Source organism: Panacagrimonas sp. (genome assembly GCF_965216805.1).
Lineage (GTDB): Bacteria > Pseudomonadota > Gammaproteobacteria > Nevskiales > Nevskiaceae > Panacagrimonas.
In genome coordinates, this window is record NZ_CBDCGN010000002.1 from 2439026 (window position 1) to 2461319 (window position 22294).

A 22294-nucleotide genomic window follows, 5' to 3' on the forward strand; every position below is an offset into this window, starting at 1 on the left:
ATTATGCCTGTTGCCGGGCCTACCCGAAGCCAGCGAATCCGCTCATGTCCAGTCCCGTCAAAGCCTTAACCCTCGGTCTCGTCGCAGCCGGCGCCGCCATCGCCGGTCTGGTGGTGGCCTCGCTGGTGTTCGAACCCGACGCTCCCGACCGCGTGGATATGGCCGCCGGCACCTTGTTGCCGCAGCCGCGACCGATCCCCGAATTCAACCTCACCGGCGCGGACGGACAGCCATTCACGAAGGCGGCATTCATCGATCACTGGACCGTGGTGTTCGTGGGCTTCACCCATTGCCCGGATATCTGTCCGGCCACCTTGGGCCAGCTCAAGACCGTCAACGCGGCGCTGCGCGATCAGAACAAGGCGATGCAGGTCCTGCTGCTGTCGGTGGACCCCGAACGCGACAACCCGGAAACGCTGGCGCGTTACGTGAGCTACTTCGACCCTGAATTCATCGCCGCAACCGGCCCGACCGACGAGCTGGACCGACTCGGCGCCAGCATGGGCTTCGTCTACATGAAGGCCCCGGGCAGCACCGCCGAGACCTACACCATCGATCATTCCTCGGCGCTGATCCTGGTCAACCCGCAGGGCCAGGTGGCGGGTTATTTCACCCAGCCGCTGAAGGTGGATGCGCTGCTCGCCGATCTCGGCAAGATTCTGCCGGACGCCTCGTAATGCCTGCCTCGACAGGTCCCGGCGCGAGCGTCGGTGATCGGCTGTTTGCCCTGCTGCAACTGTGCCTGCCGACGCGCTTCATTTCCTGGCTGGTGTTCGGCCTCACCCGAGTGCGCGCGCCCGGCTTCAAGAATGCCTTCATCCGCTGGTTCATGAAGGCCTTCGACATCTCGCTGGACGAGGCCGAGCACGAACAGCCCGAAGACTACCGGCACTTCAACGCCTTCTTCACCCGCGCCCTCAAACCCGGTGCGCGGCCGCTGGACCCCGATCCGCATAGCTTCCTGTCGCCGGTGGACGGTACGGTCAGCCAGCTTGGCGCCATCGACGGCGAGCGTATCTTTCAGGCCAAGGCGCATCACTACACCGCCGCCGAACTGCTCGGCCAGACGGCGCTGGCCAAACCGTTCGAGGGCGGCAGCTTTTGTACGATTTACTTGGCGCCTTACAACTACCATCGCATTCACATGCCGGTGTCCGGCCAGCTTGAAGAATGGCTGTACGTGCCGGGGCGCCTGTTCAGCGTCAACCCGGCCACCGCGCGCGCCATGCCCAGGCTGTTCGCCCGTAACGAACGCGTGGTGTGCCTGTTCGAAACCGATTTCGGCCCCTTGGCGCTGGTGATGGTGGGTGCACTCAACGTCGGTTCCATGCAGACCGTGTGGGCCGGTCGCATCAGCCCGCCGCATCGACGCAGCGGCCTCATGCACACCCGCAGCTCGCCGCCGATGGCGATCGGTCGCGGCGAAGAGATGGGCCGCTTCAACATGGGCTCTACGGTGATTCTGCTCACCCCTGCGGGCGTCCTGCGCTGGCAGGACGGACTGAGGGCGGGCAGCACGGTTCGCATGGGCCAGCGCCTGGCCACGCTGGCACCGGCATCGTCGGGCTCAGCGGAGGCTGACGAACTGCCCGCGTGAGGACCCATCCGCCTCGCGGGTGACCAGGAACGCGCGCGCCGGGGCGTCAGCCGTGGTCTGCGCCCGCAGCTCGATCAGCGGCGGACAGAAGTACTCGTTGCAGATGTCGGCGCGCATCTCGCGCGGCAGCGTGCAGCCGCGCGGCCCGTGATAAACACACGAGTTGCGCGAGATCCGTTCGCCGACAAAGGACAGGTAGTGCTCGACCAGCGCCGGCGCCGTCATCGTCAGGTCCTTGTGCGCAAAACCGGCCAGGGTTTCCGCGCGTAGCCAGGCATGGGTACGTGCGCCAGTGGCGCAACAGTAGCCGCGGCAATTCGCGCAGCCGCTTGCAGCGATGTCATCGGCGGTTCGGTGCGACGACGCCATACTTGTCCCCGCAGCTTGCACCTCGCTGCCGCCGCTGCGGGCAAGGGCCAGCGCCACGGGCGCCAGCGCTTCCAGATGCGCGCGGAACAGCGCCAGGCGCCGACGCGGCAAGCGGGTCAGGCGCGCCCGGCGCGTCGGCAGATCGACCACAGGAAAGTGATCGGGCGTGGCGATCCCGCGTCGACGCCCCAGATTCGCACGCAATTGGTTCAGCTCCTCCCGGCGGCGCACGCCAACTTCGGCGACCAATTGCCGGGCGGCCGCCTGTCGACACGCGAGCGCGTCGCAATGGCTCACGGCCCCCGATCCGACCGCCGCCAGCGGACGTAGACAGTGCACGCATAGCCGACTGGGATGCAGCCGTTCGTAGCGGTACCGGCACGCCGCGCTGCGACACAGCGGTGGGCGCTCGGCAAGCGCGGGCGCCACCAGGCAGATGCAGCAAGCCTTCGCACCCATTCTCGCCGCAGGCGCAGACGTGGCATGGCCAAGGCCGTGGTCGGATTCAGCTTCGTTTACGTTGAGCGACATGAAAAGACGGCGCCGGTTGACCGACCCCAAACAGGGCAAGGCGGCCAGCATATCGACCCGGCCGGCCGGCCTGCAGTGGGGACATTCCTCCCGAAGCGGGGTCGACAGACAAAACGTTCCCGACGCGCCTTCCCAACCGACAAGGCCGAACTCAAATCGCAACCGACGGCCTGGCCCGACCTTTGCTGCCCAAAGCCTGAACTTTCCTCAGGCAGGGGTATGACATGGGCGCGTTCCGCTACTCCGCGTTCGTCAGCGCGGCACTGGGTCTGGTGACGGCCAATGCACAAAGCGCCTCGCTGTCCGAGTTGATGGATCGTGTGCCAGCGCCGCCGCAAACGGTGGCCGCGGCCTTGAGCTGGGTTCGAGACGGGCAGATCGTGGCCCCCGAATACACCCGCTTTCGCCAAGCGCTGGACGCCGAGCGTGCGGCCATTGTCGAACTCAACGGCGGTCCGCTGCCGGTCCAGCCGGTTGCACCAAGCCTGGGCGCGCCAGAGGCTCCGGAGGTGCAAGGCGCGCTGCAGGCGTACACGCAGTACCTGCAGGAATATTCGGGCAAGGCCGCGCCCGACGCCGCACTGGGCAAGCGCGCGCGCTGGTTGCACGCGGCGATGTCGGGCCGGCTGGGGGCGGTACTGGGTCAGATGAAACCCTGCCCGATGCCTTGCGAAGACCCCGCCGCGCTGGCGCAGAATCAACCGCTGATGGGGAACCGCGACCAATTGGCAAAGCAGGACATCGCGCAGTGGAACACCTTGTTCCAGGACTGGAAGTCCAAACGCCGTGCGGTGGTGGTGCTGGGCCAGACCCGAATTGCAGGGACCGAGACCGGAGCCAAGGCGCTGACGCCGGCCGGCAGGTCGGTGATCGCGCAGTACCGCGCGGCGCTGCTCAAGGAGATCGAGGTGACGCTGTCGATCACGGAACTGGCGCTCAAGCGCGCGTTCGCCATCGAGACCGCCGATGTCGACGCCGTCAGCGGTTCGACTTACGCACCGGCACAAGCCGCCGCCACTGCGTCTTGAGGCGATATCCGGAACCTGCGCGCCCTCTGGCAGGGATGCTTGGCGCGCCGAGGTCTGCGGGCTGTCATCGCAGTGAAATGTGCCCGGAATATAGAGCCTGGAATTCGGGCCGCACGGTGATCGCTGAATTCGACCCGGGGCCTGCCGAACACCCGATCCAGAGCCCTTATCCATGCTTTCGCAGCGCATTGCCCGCCTCGGTTTTTCCCTCAAGCTTGCTGCCCTGAACCTGGCGGTGCGCCGCCTGCAGCGACTGCCGGCCGGTCAATCGCCGGGCTGGCTGGACGTGGTGCTGCTGGCACTGGCGTGGGGCAATCTGGGCTACGCCGCCGGGTTTGCGTATCTGCGGCATGTCGGGCGCAAAGTCGCCGCCAGCCAGGGGCCCATCCTGGAGTGCGGGTCCGGGGCCACCACCTTGCTGATCGCGGCGCTGACCGCCCCGCGTGGGATCGATTTCGTGGTGCTGGAACACAACCGCGAGTGGTTCGAACATCTCGCCCGGGTACTCCGCGCTCTGGGCTTGGGCCACGTGAAATTGCGTCATGCGCCGCTGGTGACTTACGCCGGCTATCGCTGGTACGAGCCGCCCGCCGAGCCTGCCGCCGGGCATTTTCATCTGGTGGTCTGTGACGGCCCGCCCGGCAGCACGCCGGGCGGCCGTTACGGTTTGATGCCGGTGATGGGGCCGCGGCTGTCTTCGAATTGCGTGATCCTGCTCGACGACACCCACCGTCAGGCAGAGCGCCGCATCATCGAGATGTGGCGCCGGTATCGGCGGCTCAGCGTATCGCCGCGCGGCTGGTTCGGCCGCTACACCGAGGTCGTTTTCGCCTGAGATGCCCCGCCCGAGACGCCCCGTATCGCGCGCGTTCACGACTCGATAAGCTGCGCCAGCGGAGTTCGACGCCCGGCGCGCAGCGGACCCCATTTTCGGTCTCGTCGATGCTGGGGGTGTCCGTGAACCGGGGTCCATTGGTTCGTCCGCAGAACGCACACCCGTGCGGATCGGGTTTGAGCCGACGGGATTTCCTGATCTCGATCATGGCCGCCGGCGCCGGCACGGCCTGCGGATCCTCGTCCGAGCCACCCGGCACTGCGGGCGCGCCCGCATCGGCGGAGCCGTTTCCGCGCGGAATCGAGACGTACGCCGAGGACTATCGGAACTGGACCCGCGAGCTCGACATTGCCGGTCTGCGCACCTTCGCACCGCGCACACCGGAGGACGTGGTGGCGGCGGCCAACTGGGCGGCACGCAATGGGCACCAATTGCGCGCTCGCGGCATGCGCCACAACTGGTCGCCGCTGACCGTGAGCTTCAACACCACTGCGGTCTCGCCGCTGGTGGTGGCCGACACCACCGCCTTCCTCAACCGCGTCGAGATGGTGACCGATTCCGAGCAGCCTGCGGTCAGGGCCGAGGCCGGAATCCTGATGGAGGACCTGCTCGACTTCCTGCAGCAGCACGGTTTCGGATTTACCGCGGTGCCCGCCGTAGGCGACGTGACGCTGGGCGGCGTGCTGGCCATCAACGGGCACGGCTGCGCCATTCCCGCAGTCGATGAGGCGCCGCTGGCGCAGCAGAGCTACGGCTCGATGAGCAACCGCGTGCTTTCGCTGCTCGCGGTAGTGTGGGACGGCGGTCTGGGCCAGTACGCGCTGCGCCGCTTCGAGCGCAACGATCCGCAGATCGGCGCGCTGCTCGCGCACCTGGGCCGCGCTTTCATCGTCGAGGCCACCCTGGCGGTGGAGCCCAATCAGAACCTGCGCTGCCAGAGCTATATCGGCATTGCGGCCAGCGAACTGTTTGCGCCGCCGGGGAGCGGTGGCCGCGACATCGCCAGCTTTCTGGACAGCGCCGGACGCATCGAGTCGATCTGGTATCCGTTCACCGAACGCCCCTGGCTCAAGGTGTGGAGCGTCGCGCCGCAAAAGCCTCCGGGCTCGCGTGCGGTCACCCGACCCTACAACTATGCGTTCAGCGACAACCTGCCGCGCGCGGTCACCGATCTGGCCCAAGCGCTGGTCAGTGGCCAGCCCCAACTGGCGCCCCTGTTTGGAAAAACCATCTACGAGGCCACCCTGGCCGGTCTGGTGGCAACGCTGAGCCTGGATTTATGGGGCCCCTCGAAAGACCTGCTGCTGTTCATCAAGCCGACCACCCTGCGCATCCACGAACTGAGTTATGTGGTGCTGACCTCACGCGGCAACGTACAGCAGGTTCTCAGCGACTTCACCGCGGAATACCTGAGCCGCTTGCAGGCCTATCGCGATCAGGGGCGCTTTCCGGTCAACATGCCGGTGGAATATCGCGTCACCGGCCTGGACCGCGCGCCGGACATCGGTGCGGTGAGCGCTCAAGAGGCGATGCTGTCGGCCATCGTGCCGCGACCGGACCACCCCGAGTGGGATACGGCCGTGTGGCTGTCCCTGCTCACCATCCCGACCACGCCGGACATGTACGCCTTCTTCCGCGACATCGAACAGTGGATGCTCGGACACTTCGTCGGCAGCGACGCCGCGCTGCGTCCCGAATGGTCCAAGGGTTGGGCGTACACGCAAACCGCGGCCTGGGAGGATGGCGCCGTGCTCGGACAGACCATTCCGGGTCTCCTGCGCGCTGGACGTCCTGCCGACGCCAACTGGGACGCTGCGCTGCAGACCCTGCGCGACCTGGATCCCGCCAACATCTACCGCAACGACTTCCTTGATCGGCTGATGCCGGCAAGCTGAGCTGCCGGCCTCGACGCGCCGGGTTCAGCGCGGCTTGACGCTGAAGCCTTCGGGGGGGAAGTGGACGATGACGGTCCCCGCCCGTTCGTCGCGCCGACGAATCGCGATCTCGGCCGCGTTGGCGATCACCAGCTCGCCGGTCACCACATCGATGGCGTAGTCCTTGGCCGCAATCTCCACGCCGTCGCCGATCTTTACCGACGGCAGTTGCAGTTCGGCGCCGGCCAAAGGGGGCTGCGCGGAAGTCGTCCCGCGACAGACGCCGATCGCCTCGTCCCCCGACAGGTCGGAGCAGTCACCGGATCCCAACGCCAGGATGCGTTCCGTCCAGGCCCTCACTCGCGGGAATGGTTGCAGCTCTCCGGCGATGCCGGCGTTGCTGTGGATGAACCAGACTGGGTGGTAGATCGCGAAGTCGATCAGGCAGGGTTGCTCGCCGCGCAGAAAGGGCTTGTTCCCCAATTGAGCTTCCAGCGCGCCGAGCATGCCGGGCAATTCCGCGCGCGAGGTTTCGATACAGGGCAAGGGCTGGTTACCGCCCTGGGCAAACAGCGCCGCGCGATCCTTCATGAAGGCGTCCAATAGACCCGGCGCCTTGGCGCCGAACGCGGCGAGCCCGACCGGCTGAACGAACAAGGCCACCGCGTTGAAGAACAGCGCCTGATCGACCCAGCGCTCGGCGATCATGGTGTCGGCCTCCAAACCTGCCGGGATCAGCGCCGGGCTCGGCTGCAGACGATCGATCACGCGCGAGATCAGCTTGGTATCGCAATAGATGTCGCAACCCAGTTGCAACACCGGTGTCTTGCGGTAGCCGCCGGTGAGCGGCATCAGATCCGGCTTGGGCATGACCGGAGGAATTTCCACCGATCGCCAGGGTAACTTCTTGAAAGCCAGAATCTTGCGTACCTTCTCCGAGTACGGCGAAGTCTGGTAGTGATGCAGAATCGGTGCGACGGCGCTCATGGACGAGTTCAGACGGGGGGAAGTTGCCAAGCTTATCCACCTTGACCGCCCTGCGCGCCGTTCTGGCCCGGGAATATCGCCGCGCGCCGCGTTGTCGACGGCTGCCGGCCTGCAGCGGCGCCGACATTCGTCCGCTGAATCCGCTCGATCATCGGCGTGTGAGACTTACCCCGCCAGCGCGCGCTGTTCCGGAGGAATCTCCGCGCGATGTACGCGGTGCGGCGGGAAATGGCAGGTGAACGTACTGCCCACGCCCAGCTCGCTGGAAATCTCCAGCCGCCCCTCATGGCGGTGCAGCGCATGCTTGACGATGGACAGGCCCAGGCCGGTACCGCCGTTGGCGCGCGAACGACCGACATCGACGCGATAGAAGCGCTCGGTCAGTCGTGGGATGTCCTCGGCAGCGATGCCGATGCCGCTGTCGTTGACCACGAAGTGCGCACCCTCCTCGTCGCCATACCAACGCAGCGCCACGCGACCGCCCTCCGGCGTGTAGCGCACCGCGTTGAAGGCCAGGTTGGCAAAGATGCTGTGCACCTCGGCATCGCGACCGTAGAGGAACAGCTCGGTGTCGACCTCCACCTCCAGACGATGCGCACCGCGCGACATGTTGCGGGCATCTTCCAGCACGCGCTTGAGCACCACCGGCACGTCGAGCACGTCCTGCTTGGTGTCGGCATCCGACTCCAGCCGTGCCAGCTTGAGCATGTCGTTGATCAGCGACTCCATGCGCGCCGACTGCGTACGCATCTCGGCAATGGGCATGCGCCACTCGGCGAGTGGGCCGTCGTTGCGCGATTCGGGCTCGATCATATCCAGATACCCACGCAGGACGGTGAGCGGCGTGCGCAGCTCGTGCGAGGCATTGGCCACGAAGTCGCGTCGCGCGGTTTCCAGCCGCCGCAGCTCGGAGACGTCGCGCACGATCATCAGGCGCTGCTCCTTGCCGTAGGGAATGATCTTCAGCGCCACGCGCACATTGAGATTGACCGGCGACGGCACCTCCACCTCGCCCAGATACTCGCCGTCGCCGAAGTAATCGGTGAAATCCGGATGGCGGATCAGGTTGGGAATGCGGATCCCCACATCGAGCTGGCCGCGCAGACCGAGCAAGGCCTGTGCGGCCTTGTTGAACCACTGGATCTCGCCGTTGTTACCGATCACCACCGCACCGTCCGGCAGCGCCGCCGTGGAGGCCTGGAATTCCGACACGATGGCGGCGAGCTTCTTCTTGCGCTTGCGGTTGCGTTTCTGCAGGTCCAGCAGCTTCTCGAATATCTCGCCCCAGATGCCTTCCGGCTCCGGCAGCTCGACCTGCTTGGGCGCTTCCAGCCACTGACGCAGCGCACGCAGATAACGCAGCTGCCACAACAGGTACAGGCTCAGGGCGACCGCGTAACCGGCCAACGCGTGACCGAACAACCAGCCGGTCAGGCCGCCGCCCAGCGCAAAGCCCGCCAGTTTGAACAGTTCGCCGCGCACCGCCACCCGCACGTTGTGGAAGGTCGGGGCGCTGTCTCCGGACTCGCTGCCGGCGATGGGCGGGAGCGGTCGTGGCGCCGATTCGCTGCCCGGCGCAGCCGCCATGTCAGAACTTCTCCGAGAACCGATACCCGGTGCCGCGCACGGTCTGGATCATGTTGTCGAAGCCATACGGCTGCAGCGCCTTGCGCAGGCGCCGGATATGTACGTCGACCGTGCGTTCCTCGACATAGATGTTCTGCCCCCACACGCGATCCAAAACCTGTTCTCGAGTGTAGACCCGTTCGGGGTGGCTGATGAAGAAATGCAGCAGTCGGTACTCGGTGGGGCCGAGCCGGATCGGCTCGCCGTTGGCGCTGACCCGCTGGCTGGCGTGGTCCACTTCCAGCCCGCCCGCACTCAGGCGCTCTTCTTCCCCGCCCGGCATCGCGCGCCGCAGCACCGCGTTGATGCGCGCGATCAGCTCCGGGAACGAAAACGGTTTGGAAACATAATCATCGCAGCCGATGTTGAGGCCACGCACCTTGTCCTCTTCCTCGGCGCGAGCGGTGAGCATGATCAGCGGGATATCCCGCGTGGTGGCGTTGTTCTTCAGCTCGCGCGCCAGTTCGATGCCGGAGACCCCGGGCATCATCCAGTCCATGAGAATCAGATCGGGACGCTCGTCCGCCAGGCTCATGCGCGCGTCGGCCGCGTTGCCGGCGCTCGATACCCGGAAGCTCGCACGTTCCAGCGCGAACTTGACCATATCCCTGATCGATCCTTCGTCTTCCACGACCAGAACCAGCTTGTCTTGCATGCCCATACCATAATGTTATGAGCGGATTGTTGCCGTCATATTACAGACCGCAACTTGATGACACTGCAGGTTCACATGCTCCGGTCGCGCCGGTCACGCCGGCGGGGGGTCGGGAGTGACCTCGGCGGTGACGACCACCGGAGGGCGCTGCAAGGACCACACACCGAAGCCGGTGGCCAGCACGCCGCAAACCGCCATGGCTGCCACCATCGGCAGCACGCTGTGACCGTCGAGCAGGCTCACGCCCAGCCCCGACGCCATGCCGATCAGATACGAGGTACAGCCCATCAACGCCGACGCCGCTCCCGCCGCATGCCCCTGCTCGGCCATGGCGATAGCGCTGGCGTTGGGCATGATCGTTCCCAGTACCGCGATATAGGCGAACAGGCCGGCCATCAGCAGGGTCAGCGGCGGATGACCGAACAGGCCCATCAGCAGGAGCGCCAAGCCGGCCAGGCCCGGCACCCATACCGCGTGACGCATCACCGCGACCGGTTGCCGATGGCGCAGCCAGTAGCCATTGAGCTGCGATGACAGGATCAGGCCCAGCGCGTTGCCACCGAACAGCAGGCCGTAGTCCTGCTCGCTGACCCCGTACTGCCCGATCAGCACGAACGGCGACCCGGCGATGTAAGCGAACATGCCGCCCATGGCCAGGCCGCTGCACAGCGTCGGCAGCATCAGGCGGCGGTCTGCCAGCAAGCTGGCGTAGGTGCGCAGCACGCGGCCCAGGCGCAGCGGAAGTACTCCGGCCAGCGGGCGGGTCTCGGACATCGTGAACACCGCCCACAGCAGGCAGGCGCAGCCGAACGCGGCCTGGAAATAGAAGATGCCGTGCCAGTCGAACGCCGCCAGCACCCAGCCGCCGGCCAGCGGTGCCAGGATCGGGGCCAGCCCCATCACCAGGATCAGCGAGGCGATGGCGCGACCGGATTCGCGCGGATCCAGGCGGTCGCGGATCACCGCGCGCGACACCACCATGCCGACTCCGGCCCCCAGCGCCTGCAGCAGGCGAAACCCATTGAGTTGGTCGATGCTGGTCGCCAGTGCGCAACCCAGGCAGCCGGCAATGTAGATACTCAGCCCGACCAGCAGCGGCGGACGGCGCCCGAAGCGATCGCTCAGCGGCCCGTAGAACAATTGGCCCAGCGCCAGCCCGGCCAGAAACATCGGCAGCGAACGCTCCACCGACCCGCGCGTCGTGTGCAGCGCCTCGGCAATGGCCGGAAAGCTCGGCAGGTACATGTCGATCGACAGCGGCCCCACCGCGGTCAGCGCGGCGAGCAGCATCAGCCAGCCCGGGAAACGGTGTTTCATGCGCGCACCCGATCAGGCCGGAGCGCGAACGCGAGCCGATTCCAGCGCCTTGTCGACCTTGTCGCGCAGATCGCGCGACACGTTGTGCGCGTCCAGTTCCAGCAGCACCTCGCGCATCGCCCGATCGAACGGCGCGGCCATGCGCTTCCAGCCCAGCAGACCTTCGCACAGGCGCGACGCCAATTGCGGATTGCCGCGGTCCAGGGTCAGCAACTGCGCCGCCAGCAGGCGGTATCCGCTGCCGTCGAGAGCGTGGAAACCCGCCAGATTCTCGCGCGCAAAGGTCCCGAGCACCGCGCGCACACGGTTGGGATTGGGCTGGTAGTCGCGATGGGTCAGCAGCGCCTGCACCCGCGTCAGCGGATCCGGCAGATCGGCACCGGCTTCCAGCGCAAACCATTTGTCCAGCACCAGGGCGTCATGGCGGAAGCGGTTGTAGAAGGCCTGCATGGCCTGGGCGCGCTCGGGCGAATCGGAGTCGCGCAGCGCACGCAGGGCGCCCATGGTCAGACTCATGCTTGAGGACGTCGCGCGCTCCAGCGCCAGTTGGCGCACGCGCGCCGAACCCAGACCGACCAGATAGCCCAGCGCAAGGCTGGACAAGCGTCGCCGCGCGCGGTTGTCGGCGGTGCGCTCCTCCGGCGCCCAAGTCACCCAGATCGACATCGGGCCGGTGAGCGCCTGCGCGATGCTCTGCTGCAGATTCCTGCGTGCCGCCGCCAGACGCAGGGGATCGAGCGGTTCGAACTGGCTGGCCAGGTCCACCGGATCGGGCAGGCGCAGCAGTTCGGCCAGCAGTGCCTTGTCTTCCGGCGGCTCGGCCGCGAGTTGTTGCAGGGTTTGCAGCAGGATGCGGTGGTGCTCGCCAGCGCCGCCGACCGACAGCTCCCCCAAGGTGTCCATCATCAGTTGCTGCATCGCCTGCCAGCGCAGGAAGCCGTCGTCCTCGTGCAGCACCTGCAGGGCCAAAGCGTCCGGCGGGTACGGAAAATTCAGCCGCACCGGCGCGGATAACCCGTGCAGAAAGCTCGGTACCGGCGGAGCGGCCACGTTGTCGAACACGATCTCCGCCTGCTCGTCCTGCAGCAGGATCAGGTCGGGACGATCGAGCAGGGCGCTGTCGCTGGCCGCGGCAATACGCTGGCCCTGCCAGTCGCGCAGACCGAAGCGGATCGGGATCGGCAAGGCTTGCTTGTGCGGCTGGTCCGGCGTCGCCGGCGTGGTCTGGCGCAGGCGCAGACGATAGCGCCGGGTGTGGGCGTCGTATTCGTCGGTGATGTCCACCCGCGGGGTGCCGGACTGCGCATACCAGCGGTGAAATCCGTCGAGCGGGCGCCCGCCGCTGCTCTCGAGGGCGGCCAGAAGGTCCTCCACCGTGGCCGCGGTGCCATCGTGGTCCTGCAGATACTTGCGCACCCCGGCCACAAAGCACTCGTAACCGAGCAGGCCCGCCAGCATGCGCAGTATCTCCGCCCCCTTTTCGTAGACGGTCGCGGTGTAAAGATTATTGACCTCGCTGTAGGCGTCCGGCCGCACCGGGTGCGCGGTGGGCCCGGCGTCCTCCGGAAACTGCATGGCGCGCAGCATGCGCACCTGTTCGATACGGGTGACCTGCGGCGACCCCTGGTCGGCCGAGAAGCACTGGTCGCGAAACACCGTGAGCCCTTCCTTGAGCGACAACTGGAACCAGTCGCGGCAGGTCACCCGATTGCCGGTCCAGTTGTGGAAGTACTCGTGGGCGATGACCGATTCGACGCCGTCGTAATCGTCGTCGGTGGCCGTCTGCGGCGACGCCAGCACGTAGCGGGCGTTGAACAGGTTCAGCCCCTTGTTCTCCATCGCGCCCATGTTGAACTCACGCGCGGCCACGACCATGTAGGTGTCGAGGTCGTACTCCAGCCCGTAGACGCACTCGTCCCAGTCCATCGCCAGTTGCAGCGAGTGCATGGCGTGCGCCACGCGATCCTCGTTGCCGCGGTCCACGTAGAAATGCAGGTCCACTTTGCGACCGCTCGCAGTCAGGTGGTGGCCGTCGACCCGCGCGAGGTCGCCGGCGACCATGGCAAACAGGTAACAGGGCTTCAGGAACGGATCGTCCCACACCGCGTAGTGCCGATTCTCCGGCAACTCGCCGGACTCGATGCGATTGCCGTTGGCCAGCAGCACCGGGTAGCGCGAGGCGTCCGCATCCAGGCGCACCCGGTAGCGGCTCAGCACGTCCGGCCGGTCCAGCGCATAGGTGATGCGCGAAAAGCCGCGCGCCTCGCACTGGGTGCACAGCATCGGTCCGGACCGATACCAACCCTCCAGCGAGGTGTTGCGCTCGGGGTCGATCCGGGTGACCACGCGCAACACGAACTGCGCCGGCACCACGTCGATCGAGAGTCCTTCGGCGTCGACTCGGTAATCCTGATTCGACAGCCCGACACCGTCCAGTTCCAGCGCCAGCAATTCCATCTCGCGGCCGTCCAGGCGCAATGGTGCCGCAGGCTCAACACCCGGCCGGCGCCTCAGCTGCAGCGTGGCTTCCACGGTGGTGAGCGCATCGATGCGCACCTCCAGATCGATGCGGTCCAGCAGATAATCGGATGGGCGATAGTCGGAGCGAAGAATCACGTAGACGACTCGGCAGAGCAAAAGCGGGAACGCGGCCTTACCGCACCGCGCGACGGCCCCATTGTAGGTTGTCGCCGGATGGGCCGCGGGCTAGCATCCGCCACTTGCTCTTTTTCCACGCCTTTCCCCAACCGACTTTCACCAACCGATCTTTGACGGAGTTTTTCATGAGCGCTGCCGACATGATTCGCAATCTTCCCCAGGCTTTCGACGCCTCTGCAGCGGCCGGCGCCGACTGCACCATCCAGTTCAACTGCTCCACGCCCATGCACGTGGTGATCAAGGGCGGCACCTGCACCGCCGCCGAAGGCCCCGCCTCCAGCTCCGACCTCGCCATCACCATGGAGGACGACGATCTCGTCGCGCTGATGAAGGGCGAGCTCAACGGCATGCAGGCCTTCATGACCGGCAAGCTGCAGATCGAAGGCGACATGATGCTGGCCCAGCGTATGGCCAGCTTCTTCGACGCGTCCAAGGTCGGCTGAACATCCGGTCTGCCAATCCAACCCCGGGTCGCACACCCGGGGTTTTTTGTGGCCGCCGACCCGCGTCCATCGGTGCGTTCCCCGAGTGCAGGCCGGTGAAGGCATGACCGAATTCCCCGCCTTTGCCCTGGAGTCGCTGCAGGACGGCCTGGCGATCCGCGCGCTGCACCGCGCGGACTGGAAACCGCTGATCATCGACTGGCTGTCAGCCGAACTGCGTAGTCGCGTTCGCGCCGGCCGGCGCCAGTTGCTGGCGCGTGCGGCCGGCCTGCATCGAAAGCCCGACGCGCGCGTGCTGGATGCAACCGGCGGACTCGGCCGCGATGCCTATACCCTCGCCGCCCTGGGCGCGCAGGTGACCCTGGTGGAACGCCAGCCACTGACCGTGGAGCTGTTGCGCGACGCCCAGCGCCGCGCGCGGCTATCGCCCGACCCGGCCTGGGCGGCCGCGGCGGACCGCGTGCTGATCATCGGCTCCGATGCGCTCGACGTCGGTCGCGGCCAGGGGCCGTTCGATGCGGTCTACCTCGACCCCATGTATCCGGACGACGGCAAGAGCGCGCTGCCGCACAAGGACATGCAGCTGCTGCGCGAGCTGGCCGGCGACGACCTCGACGCCCTGCAACTGTTCGAGCACGCCCTGCGCCTGGCACCGCGGGTGGCGGTCAAGCGCCCGGCCAAGGCGCCCTGGATCAGCGCCCGCAAGCCCGATGCGGTGCTCGAAGGCACGCGGGCACGCTTCGACATTTACCTGTCGCCCAGCGCCTGAGCTTCAAATGCGCGGCCTCGCGCGGCACACTTGCTCGCATGCTCCGACTCGCCCTGGTCCGTCACGCCAAGTCCTCCTGGAACGCTCCGGAGCTCAGCGACTTCGAGCGGCCTCTCAACGCGCGCGGCAAGCGCGATGCGCCCATCATGGTCCAACGCTACGCGCTGCTCGGGCGCCAGCCCGACCATTTGGTATCCAGCCCGGCCCTGCGTGCGATCACCACCGCGCGACTGTTCTGCGCAGGCCTGGATGTTTCGCCCGACGATATCGAAGTGCGCCCCCGCATTTATGAGGCGAGCCTGGACGGTCTGCTGGAAACCCTACGCAGCCTCGACAGCGGCGCGCGCCATGTGATGATGTTCGGGCACAACCCCGGGTTCACCGAACTGGCGCGCACCCTGGCGCATTGTCCGTTCAACGACATGCCCACCTGCTCGATTGCCGCGTTCGAGCTGCATGCCGAGCGCTGGGCGGAAGTCGGCCCCGGTTGTGGCCGGCTGATCCACTTCCTCTACCCCAAGGACGGCGCGTCCTGAGCGACCAGTTGTTCGCGGAAGCGACGCCCGTTCTGCTGGTAGAACTCCGCGCCGAATTTCATCGCAGCCAAGTCCTGCGGCCCGATCTCGCGTACGACCTTGCCCGGTACGCCCATGATCAGCACATTGTCCGGAAACACCTTGCGTTCCGGAATCAGCGTGCCGGCACCGACGATGCTGTTCTTGCCGATCTTGGCGCCATTGAGTATCACCGCCTTGATCCCAATCAGACTTCCGTCGCCGATCTCGCAGCCGTGCAGCATCACCATGTGGCCGATGGTGCAGTTCTGGCCGATGCTGAGTTTGAAGCCATGATCGGTATGCAGCACGCAGGCGTCCTGCACATTGCTGCCCTGCCCCACATGGATGTCGTCGCAATCCCCACGCAGCACGCAGTTGAACCACACGCTGGCGCCAGGCTCCAGCGTGACGCGACCGATCAGCGTGGCATTGGGTGCGACATAGTTGTCGCCCTGGAGCACCGGGGTGTGCTGTTCCAGCGAATAGATCATGAGCAAACCAACCTTGATGATGGATAGATGGACAGGCGCAGAAAGCTGCGACCGCGCAGGTACCGGGAGCGCCCGGATGTGGCTCACTATGGCCAGCCGCCTGCGCCGCATGCAAGCCGCCGCAACGATGATCGCCGCACTGCTATGCGTGCTGCTGATCGCCTGCAGCCGTACCGAGCCGGTACCGGCGCTGGCGCCGCTGGACACCGATGCCACGATTCTGGCCTTCGGCGACAGCCTGACCTACGGCACCAGCGCCGGCCAGGACAGCGCCTACCCGGCCGTGCTGTCCGCACAGATCGGTCGCACCGTGATCAACGCCGGTGTGCCCGGCGAAACCACGGCCGAAGGCCTGGCGCGTTTGCCCGAGGTGCTGGACGACGTCGATCCCGACCTCGTCATCCTGTGCCTGGGCGGCAACGACATGCTGCGCAAACAGGACCGGGGCCGCATGAAGGACAACCTGGCGGCGATGATCGATCTGGTGCGCGAACGCGGCATTGCATTGGTGTTGCTTGGCGTGCCCGAGCCACGTCTGGTCGGTCTGAACACCGAACCCACCTACTTCGAACTGGCAGCCCGCTACGGCCTGCCGCTGGAATCGAAGATCATCGCCGAGGTGCTGGGTGACAACAGCCGCAAGGCGGATCGCATACATCCCAACGCCGAGGGCTATCGCGACATGGCGCTGGCAATTGAGGATTTATTGAAGGCGGCGCGCGCGATCTGAGAGTCCGACAACGGAATCACGCATTGATGCCACCGATCGACGCCTCCCCGAAAGACCGGTCGCTTGATCGGCACCTTGGTGAGCTCTTCGCAGCGGTGTCTGTGCCTAGGCGACGCCTCGGTGGCGAGGAGGCTAAAGTCGATGGCATTTAGTATCTTGTTTAAAAATCGCCCGCTAGCCTCAGGAAACTAGCTAGTGCCGTCTCCGTAGCTCTCAAAAATGACACCAACATGTCCTTCAGTGAAACGGCGCGCGTCAAGGTAGTTGCCGCCTCATTCATGCAGCGAGTTGCTTAAAGGTTTCGGCGACGTGGGTGTTGATGACGCAGTCGCGTTCGGGGTTGAGGGTGACGGCGAGTACCGGCGACCAGTTTCGCGTTGCGCCTGACCATCGTGCAGGGTTTCGTTCGCGGGCTTGGGCGTAGAGCGCGTGGCGCGCCGCCAGGATCGGACCATCGCTGCCGTCGTGGCGCTGTGCCGGGCTGACGTAGCGGATGCCGCTGTGGCGATGATCGATGTTGTACCAGCGCACGAAGCCGGCTGCCCAGGCGCGCGCTGCCGCCAGGTCTTCGAATCCTCTGGCCGGAAACTCGGGCCGGTACTTGGCGGTGCGGAAGAGCGATTCCGCGTAGGCGTTGTCGTCGCTCACCCGCGGCCGCGAGTAGGAGGGCTTCACTCCGAGCCAGTGCAGCATCGCCAGCACCGTGGTGGCCTTGAGCGTGGCGCCGTTGTCGCCGTGCAGCACGGGCTTGTTCACCAGGGCCGCAATGCCCTCTGCCAGGGCGGTGCGCCGCACCAGATGCGCTGCGTGATCGGCATGGTCGCGGTCATGGACCTCCCAGCCGACGATCTTGCGGCTGTAGAGGTCGAGAATCAGGTAGAGGTGATACCAGCGTCCCAGCACCGTGGCCGGCAGATAGGTCATGTCCCAGCACCACACCTGGCGCGGTGCAGTGGCGATGTGGGTGGTCGGTGGGCGTACCGTGTGCGGCTCGCGGGCGCGTCCACGGTGAGTGGCTTGGCCATGTGCTCGCAGCACACGCGCGAAGCTGGACTCGCTGGCTAGGTACACGCCTTCGTCGGCCAGCATCGGCACGATGCGCGCTGGCGGCACGGCCTCAAAGCGCGGCTCATTAGCCACGCGCAAGAGCTCGGCACGCTCGGCCAGGCTCAGGGCATGCGCCGGTGTGGGTCGGACGGCCTGGGGCCTTCCATCGCCGTCCACGAGCCCCCCGCACGCTCTCCAGCGCTGCAGGGTGCGGGTGTCGATGCCCGCGGTGTCGCACGCGGCGTGCAGCCGGGCACCGGCACCCTGGGCGATTTGAATGTTGTGGGCCAGGCGTTGGCGATCTTCGAGGTCGATCATTCGTCCTCTGCCTTGTTGAAGATCGCCGCGAGTTTTTTTGAAAGGACCAGCAGAGCCGCCGTCTCCGCCAGCGCCCGGTCCTTGCGCAGCAGGTCGCGCTCCAGCTCCTTGATGCGCTTGCGGTCCTGTCGCGTCGCCTGCGGACTGGCACGGGCTTCTTCGGGTTCCGCCAGTGCGGCCGTTGCGCTGGCCCGCCACTTCTCCAACTCCGTCGGAAATACACCCTGTTCCCGGCACCACACACTCCGATCCGCTTCGGCCATCGGTGCTGTTGCAATCACCGCCTCCAGACGCGATCCCGCGGTCCACGTCCGAGCCTTCACCGGCCCGGACTGCGTCTGCTCTCGCCAACGCTGCAAGGTCTGGGCACCCACTCCCACTGCTAACGCCACGTCTTCCACCGCCGCGCTTTCAGGCGGCAACAGCCGCGCTACCGCGCGGTCCTTGAATCCTTGTCCGTATCGAGCCACGTTCTACCTTCATTGACGCCCCCAGGGATGGTCCTATCAAGGCGGCAACTATTCTGACGCGGGGGGGAAATCAGAGAGTCCACTAAGACTCAATTGCTCGACAAGGTCCGCACGCACGATTACGGCAAGTACCTTTTTAGGGCCAGCATTTCCAGAATTAGGGGATTTTCTGGCGAGGACATCACGTTCGACTTCCCGGTTACGGCGCTCATTGGTCCAAACGGAAGCGGAAAGTCAGCCGTTTTAGGGGCGTCCGGCTGCGCATATAAGCCGATCAAACCTGGCACATTTTTTCCGAAGAGCACCGTTGGAGACGAGTCAATGGCGGGCTGGCGGGTTGAGTACGATATAGTCGATAAGCAGCTCAATACTCGTCAGCTAGTTAAACGCACATCCAATTTCCGACAGGCCAAATGGGTCCGTGGCGATGTTGCCGACAGAGACGTCCTGTTCTTCGGGATTGAACGCACTGTTCCGGCAGGAGAGAAGACGCGTTTCAAGGCGCTGATGCGTTCGACTTATATACACCGACCGCCCCTTAATCGACTTAGTTCAGGCGTCGCAAGGCAGGTTGAACATATTCTCGGTAAGTCTGTTGCAGATTACCGCGTGACTCAGTACGGCTATGACGATACGTTTCTGGTGGGTCGAGCCGGCGACAACAATTACTCAGAGTTTCATTTCGGTGCGGGCGAATCGTCCATAATCCGGATGATCACGAAGATCGAGCAAGCTCCCACAAACAGCCTCATTCTGATCGAAGAGATTGAGAATGGTCTTCATCCCGTTGCAACAAAGAGAATGGTGGAGTACTTGATTGACGTTGCCGAGCGAAAGTCGATTCAAACCATCTTCACTACACATAGTGACTATGCGCTATCACCGCTTCCTAACGAAGCTATATGGGCATGTATCGACGGAAAGCTTCGGCAGGGCAAACTTTCAGTTGAAGCACTTCGGGCCGTAGCGGGCCGTGTAGACAAAAAACTCGCTGTCTTTGTCGAAGATGATTTCGCAAAAAAATGGGTCGATACCGTTTTTCGCGAAACATTAGGAGCGGACTACGATCAGGTTGAGGTGCACGCCGTCCAGGGAGATGGCAACGCGGTGAGCATCCATCGGGGGCATATGGGGAATCCCTCCGTAACCTTTAAGTCCCTATGCGTCCTAGACGGGGACTCCGCTCAGCATGAAGATCTGAACGCGGGCATAGTCAGACTCCCGGGAGCGCAGCCAGAGCTAGCCGTATTCAATGGGATCCGTGATCGGCTGGATCAGGACCTAGCGATCCTGACTGTTTCATGTCAACGTCCTCCGGAGGCACAGGAGCTTGTTCGGAAATCCATCGAAGAAGTTGCGTCAACGAACCGCGACCCTCACCTCGTATTCAACCAAATTGGCATCAAGATTGGCTTTGTGTCTGAGCCCATAGTGAGGGGCGCCTTCCTTGCACTTTGGGTGCGCGCAAATCAAGCCTTTTGCGAGGACCTGGGAAAGCGCGCGAGGAGGCTCATTGAAGCAACTGAGACCGGTACCCCTTCAGAACGCTACGAAAACTGCTAATCCGGGTTTTTTCACCGGCAGCCTCTGGCGGACCCGGTCCGCCAGAGGCTGCCGTGTATGTTTGGGCTTTGGCTAACATTGGAACCGTCGCCGGGAGCGGATCGACTACCAGAACTTACCCGACAGACGCTCGATGGACCGTTGCAGGTTGGCCCGTGCAGTGGCCTCGCGGGTTTCGCGAAAGTCCGGCGTGAAGTAGAGGTGCGGCCGCGCCTGGAAATCGAGCAGGATCTTGCGGCGGCCGGCGCGGTACAGACGCAGCGGCACGTGCTGGTATTCGCTTCGCACCTGTCGCTCGTATTCGTCGAAGCGCGTCGGGCCGCTGCCCAGTATCGCCAGGTCGATATCCGACAGCAGACGCTCGTCGTCGGTCTGCGGCGCACCGTCGTGGCTGGTCACCATGATCAGCGCACCGACGCGGTCTTGAAGGTCCACCGATGCACCGGCCCGACGCAGCTCGCGACGCGCCCAGTCGGCACTGCGCAGTTCGTTGTCGCTCAGGCGCGGGTTGTACACCGCATCGTGGAACCAGATCGCCAGTTCCAGCTCGGCGCTGGATGCGTTGAACCCGCGCACCTGCTCCAGCAATTGCAGGCACTCGGCCAGGTGATGCAGGGTGTGGTAGGCGCGATGGGGTTCGGAATAGCGATGGCGCAACTCGGCCTGCAGCTCCATGCGCGGGTTCAGGCCCAGTGCTTCCCAGGGTTCGACCCAGCGCGCCAGCGACATCAGGCCCGCGCCTCCAGGCGTCGCAGCAATCTCGGCAGCACGTCGACGGCGCGCGCCTGCAGGCGCAGGCCGACGATGGACGACACCTCCGATACCGCCGGATTGATCTCGATGGTCGGTACACCCATGCGTGCGGCATGGACCACGGGCCCGGAGATGTAGGGAAATACGCTGGTGGTGCCGATGCTCATCACCAGGTCCACGCCCTCGCTCAGGGCTTCATCCAGTTGGCGCAAGGCGTCGGTCGGCAAGGCCTCGCCGAACAGCACCACTTGCGGGCGTACCGGACCATGGCAATCGTCACAGCGCGGCGGCAGGGCCAGGCCCACGTAGTCAGCCACGGTCCAGGTCTGGTCACATTCGGCACAGCGGAGTCGATGCAGGTTGCCGTGGATTTCGATCACGCGGTCCTGGCCGGCGGCCCGATGAAAGCCGTCCACGTTTTGCGTGAGCACGGTCAGGCCGCGCAGGTAGTGATCCATGCGTGCCAGCGCGCGGTGGCCGTCGTTGGGCTGTGCGCCACGACAGGCGGACTCGATCTGCATCAGGTACTTCCAGGTCAGCGCCGGGCGCTGGCGCAACATCTGGCCGGACAGGGCGGCTTCGATGGGCACCTGATCTTCGGTCACCTCGCTTTCGTACAGGCCACCAATACCGCGATAGGTGGGCAGCCCCGAGTCCGCGGAGATGCCGGCACCGGTAATCGCCAGCACGCGCCGCGCCCGGCACAGCCAATCGGCCGCCTGGTCGAAGGCTTCCGTGTCCGTCATGGGGGGTGCGCCCCCCTTTGAGCACTGGCGTTCATTGCCTTTCATAATGCCATTCCAGCACCGCCCCCGCCCCGATGCCGCGCAAACCCGCCCACGAGCAGTTCGACACCCTGCAGGCCCTGCGCGACCACGCCTTTCTGCTGTTCGCACGGCATGGCTACGAGGGTGTATCGATCGGCGATATTGCCAAGGCCACGGGCCTGAGCAAGGGCGCGCTGTACTGGCATTTCGACGGCAAGGCCGAGCTCTACCTGGACTGCCTGAAAAGGCTGCACCGGCTGTTCTGGCGCTACATCTTCGAGCCGATGGCGGCAACGCCGGACCCGGTGGCCGGTGTGCTCCAGTTGTTTCGCGGGCTGGAGCAACTGGTGCGCGACCCCGAGATCGAACACGGCGTGGGCGGCTACTGGCTGATTCCACATACGCCGGAGACGGCGCCGATGCGCGAGGCGCAGCGCCGGTTCGAACTCGATTCCGCCGCCGTGATTACGGAGGTCCTGCGCCGCGGCGTGCAGCAGCAGCGCTTCGACCTGGCCGACGATCTGGAGGACATGGCACGCGCCATGATCGCGCTGATGGAAACGGTGATCCTGCCGCTGCGCGACAAGCCGCCGGAGGAAGTGCACCGCATCATGGCGGTGCTTGCGCGCACCCTGTTTCGCGCCTACGCCAAGGATCAGGACCTGGTGCAACTGCTGCGGGCGTTCTGAGCGGGAATCGCGTTCGTCGTGCTTGCGCTTGTTGAAGGCAATCAGCGTTTCACGCAAAGGCGCAAAGGAAAACAGAGAGCGCAAAGAAGTGCTGGGTGCCCGGTGCGGCTGATCGCGTGTGGCTCACCCTGTGAGTTTTTTGCGTCTTCAGGCTTTTCTCTTTGCGTGCTTCGCGTTCTTTGCGTTTTCGCGTGAACGTTTTTCGCTTTGCTTCTGCCAC

General features: G+C 65.2%; 21 protein-coding genes. 11 read left to right on the forward strand and 10 right to left on the reverse strand.

Annotated elements, in window-relative coordinates; all coding sequences use genetic code 11:
* Nucleotides 1-44: 44 nt before the first annotated feature.
* Together ACOOHP_RS11540 and asd are read left to right on the forward strand one after the other, a co-directional pair.
* A complete protein-coding gene (locus ACOOHP_RS11540; protein ID WP_420466573.1) occupies nt 45-677 on the forward strand; it encodes an SCO family protein in 633 nt (210 codons plus the stop codon).
* The gene (asd, locus tag ACOOHP_RS11545; RefSeq protein ID WP_420466574.1) at nt 677-1597 is read left to right on the forward strand and encodes an archaetidylserine decarboxylase; all 921 of its coding nucleotides are present in this window, start codon (nt 677-679) and stop codon (nt 1595-1597) included. The genes ACOOHP_RS11540 and asd overlap by 1 nt, the downstream gene beginning before the upstream one ends.
* Here the strand turns inward: asd and ACOOHP_RS11550 are convergent.
* Nucleotides 1568-2497, reverse strand: a complete 930-nt coding sequence (locus ACOOHP_RS11550; RefSeq protein ID WP_420466575.1) for a hypothetical protein — start codon at nt 2495-2497, stop codon at nt 1568-1570. The genes asd and ACOOHP_RS11550 overlap by 30 nt on opposite strands.
* A gap of 224 nt (nt 2498-2721) precedes the next feature.
* On the opposite strand from ACOOHP_RS11550, the gene ACOOHP_RS11555 reads away from it, so the two are divergent.
* The 3 genes from ACOOHP_RS11555 (at nt 2722) to ACOOHP_RS11565 (ending at nt 6255) form a co-directional block, all read left to right on the forward strand.
* The gene (locus ACOOHP_RS11555; protein WP_420466576.1) at nt 2722-3525 is read left to right on the forward strand and encodes a hypothetical protein; all 804 of its coding nucleotides are present in this window, start codon (nt 2722-2724) and stop codon (nt 3523-3525) included.
* A 172-nt stretch (nt 3526-3697) separates the two neighbouring features.
* Complete coding sequence (locus tag ACOOHP_RS11560; protein WP_420466577.1) at nt 3698-4360, forward strand: hypothetical protein; 663 nt, start codon at nt 3698-3700, stop codon at nt 4358-4360.
* A gap of 176 nt (nt 4361-4536) precedes the next feature.
* Nucleotides 4537-6255 (forward strand): cholesterol oxidase substrate-binding domain-containing protein, encoded by a 1719-nt coding sequence (locus ACOOHP_RS11565; RefSeq protein ID WP_420466578.1) that lies wholly within the window; start codon nt 4537-4539, stop codon nt 6253-6255.
* A 24-nt stretch (nt 6256-6279) separates the two neighbouring features.
* Here the strand turns inward: ACOOHP_RS11565 and ACOOHP_RS11570 are convergent, their stop codons facing one another.
* From ACOOHP_RS11570 to pepN, 5 genes are all read right to left on the reverse strand, one after another.
* Nucleotides 6280-7221, reverse strand: a complete 942-nt coding sequence (locus ACOOHP_RS11570; RefSeq protein ID WP_420466579.1) for a glutathione S-transferase family protein — start codon at nt 7219-7221, stop codon at nt 6280-6282.
* A gap of 165 nt (nt 7222-7386) precedes the next feature.
* Nucleotides 7387-8808, reverse strand: a complete 1422-nt coding sequence (gene phoR, locus ACOOHP_RS11575) for a phosphate regulon sensor histidine kinase PhoR (RefSeq protein WP_420466580.1) — start codon at nt 8806-8808, stop codon at nt 7387-7389.
* Between the two features lies 1 nt (nt 8809).
* A complete protein-coding gene (gene phoB, locus ACOOHP_RS11580; RefSeq protein WP_420466581.1) occupies nt 8810-9502 on the reverse strand; it encodes a phosphate regulon transcriptional regulator PhoB in 693 nt (230 codons plus the stop codon).
* 93 nt (nt 9503-9595) lie between these two features.
* Complete coding sequence (locus ACOOHP_RS11585) at nt 9596-10819, reverse strand: multidrug effflux MFS transporter (RefSeq protein ID WP_420466582.1); 1224 nt, start codon at nt 10817-10819, stop codon at nt 9596-9598.
* 12 nt (nt 10820-10831) lie between these two features.
* Entirely contained in the window at nt 10832-13435 is a 2604-nt protein-coding gene (gene pepN / locus ACOOHP_RS11590) for an aminopeptidase N (RefSeq protein ID WP_420466583.1), read from the reverse strand.
* A gap of 167 nt (nt 13436-13602) precedes the next feature.
* Here pepN and ACOOHP_RS11595 point away from each other — a divergent pair, with 167 nt between their 5' ends.
* From ACOOHP_RS11595 to ACOOHP_RS11605, 3 genes are all read left to right on the forward strand, one after another.
* Entirely contained in the window at nt 13603-13920 is a 318-nt protein-coding gene (locus ACOOHP_RS11595; protein WP_420466584.1) for an SCP2 sterol-binding domain-containing protein, read from the forward strand.
* Nucleotides 13921-14023: 103 nt separating this feature from the next.
* Nucleotides 14024-14689: a class I SAM-dependent methyltransferase gene (locus ACOOHP_RS11600; protein ID WP_420466585.1), complete on the forward strand. Its 666-nt coding sequence runs from the start codon at nt 14024-14026 to the stop codon at nt 14687-14689.
* Nucleotides 14690-14727: 38 nt separating this feature from the next.
* Complete coding sequence (locus tag ACOOHP_RS11605; protein ID WP_420466586.1) at nt 14728-15225, forward strand: SixA phosphatase family protein; 498 nt, start codon at nt 14728-14730, stop codon at nt 15223-15225.
* Here ACOOHP_RS11605 and ACOOHP_RS11610 read toward each other — a convergent pair.
* Nucleotides 15201-15737, reverse strand: a complete 537-nt coding sequence (locus tag ACOOHP_RS11610; RefSeq protein ID WP_420466587.1) for a gamma carbonic anhydrase family protein — start codon at nt 15735-15737, stop codon at nt 15201-15203. The genes ACOOHP_RS11605 and ACOOHP_RS11610 overlap by 25 nt on opposite strands.
* Before the next feature lie 76 nt (nt 15738-15813).
* Between ACOOHP_RS11610 and ACOOHP_RS11615 the strand changes: the two genes are divergently transcribed.
* Nucleotides 15814-16467 (forward strand): arylesterase, encoded by a 654-nt coding sequence (locus ACOOHP_RS11615; protein ID WP_420466588.1) that lies wholly within the window; start codon nt 15814-15816, stop codon nt 16465-16467.
* 276 nt (nt 16468-16743) lie between these two features.
* On the opposite strand, the gene ACOOHP_RS11620 is transcribed toward ACOOHP_RS11615, so the two are convergent.
* Nucleotides 16744-18302 (reverse strand): IS3 family transposase gene (locus tag ACOOHP_RS11620; protein ID WP_420465030.1). Its coding sequence is split into 2 segments (ribosomal slippage): nt 16744-17864 and nt 17864-18302, totalling 1560 coding nucleotides; the frame shifts between segments, so codons are not numbered across the junction.
* Nucleotides 18303-18395: 93 nt separating this feature from the next.
* On the opposite strand from ACOOHP_RS11620, the gene ACOOHP_RS11625 reads away from it, so the two are divergent.
* A complete protein-coding gene (locus ACOOHP_RS11625; protein WP_420466589.1) occupies nt 18396-19865 on the forward strand; it encodes an ATP-dependent nuclease in 1470 nt (489 codons plus the stop codon).
* Nucleotides 19866-19970: 105 nt separating this feature from the next.
* Here ACOOHP_RS11625 and ACOOHP_RS11630 read toward each other — a convergent pair whose 3' ends face one another.
* Both ACOOHP_RS11630 and ACOOHP_RS11635 read right to left on the reverse strand, forming a co-directional pair.
* On the reverse strand, nt 19971-20594 hold the full coding sequence (locus ACOOHP_RS11630; protein ID WP_420466590.1) for an N-methyl-D-aspartate receptor NMDAR2C subunit: 624 nt from the start codon (nt 20592-20594) through the stop codon (nt 19971-19973).
* A complete protein-coding gene (locus ACOOHP_RS11635) occupies nt 20594-21364 on the reverse strand; it encodes an NAD-dependent deacylase (RefSeq protein ID WP_420466591.1) in 771 nt (256 codons plus the stop codon). The genes ACOOHP_RS11630 and ACOOHP_RS11635 overlap by 1 nt, the downstream gene beginning before the upstream one ends.
* Nucleotides 21365-21438: 74 nt before the next feature.
* On the opposite strand from ACOOHP_RS11635, the gene ACOOHP_RS11640 reads away from it, so the two are divergent.
* Nucleotides 21439-22074, forward strand: coding sequence for a TetR/AcrR family transcriptional regulator (locus tag ACOOHP_RS11640; protein WP_420466592.1), 636 nt, complete (start codon nt 21439-21441; stop codon nt 22072-22074).
* Nucleotides 22075-22294: the final 220 nt, after the last annotated feature.